The organism is Tsukamurella soli, from assembly GCF_039541155.1.
Classification (GTDB): Bacteria; Actinomycetota; Actinomycetes; order Mycobacteriales; family Mycobacteriaceae; genus Tsukamurella; species Tsukamurella soli.
Genome location: NZ_BAABFR010000262.1, coordinates 1 through 706, shown reverse-complemented (window position 1 = coordinate 706; position 706 = coordinate 1). Strand labels below are relative to the sequence as shown.

1 protein-coding gene is annotated in these 706 nt (G+C 71.2%); it reads left to right on the top strand.

Annotation, left to right across the window (positions count from 1 at the left end):
- Window positions 1-113: 113 nt before the first annotated feature.
- Window positions 114-706: DUF2637 domain-containing protein (locus ABD908_RS27475; protein ID WP_345002096.1), on the top strand; the 593-nt coding region annotated here is incomplete at its 3' end.

The following is a 706-nucleotide window of genomic DNA, read 5'->3' as shown; positions in this document are numbered from 1 at the left end:
GCGGCGGATGAGCTCGGCGTCGTCGCGGCGGTCGGGCTCGCCGCGTGGATCCGAGATGGTTGGAGCTGCGTGATCGCGCGGGCAAGCGAGCTGCTGAACGCGGGGAGCGTCGGATGAGCTGGACCAGGTGGAAGGGGCTCCTCGCGCTCGCGGTGGTCGCCAGCATGGCTGGGAACATCACGCACGCCGTACTCACGGCGCCTAACGTCTACGGATGGGGTGCCGCGGTTGCTGCGTCGCTCGCCCCGGTGTTCCTGTTCTGGGCCACGCACAACAAGGTCACCGCCCCAGGCGGGGCACGGGGCTGGCGGGCCGACTGGGTCGGTCACCTCGTCATCGCGTCGGTGGCGCTCGGCGCGTTCTCGGTCAGCTTCATGACGCTGCGGGCGTTGATGCTGCTGTTCGGGTTCCCGCCAGCGGTCGCGGCGATCCTGCCGCTCGTCGTCGATGTCACCATCGCCGGCGCGTCGTGGGAGCTGATGCAGGAAGCGGAAGCGTCCGCCGCCGCGCCGGAGCACACCGACGTCGTGACGCAGACCCCCGTCGCGCCCGCCGACCCCCGCACCATCCCCGTGATGCAGACCCCCACCCCCGACCCCGTCCCGCATCACGCCCCGCTCGCCGAGCCGACCCCATCCACCGCCGTGACACAGACCGTGATGCAGCCGCATCACGCTGCATCAGCCCCCGTGACCAGCGTAGATCC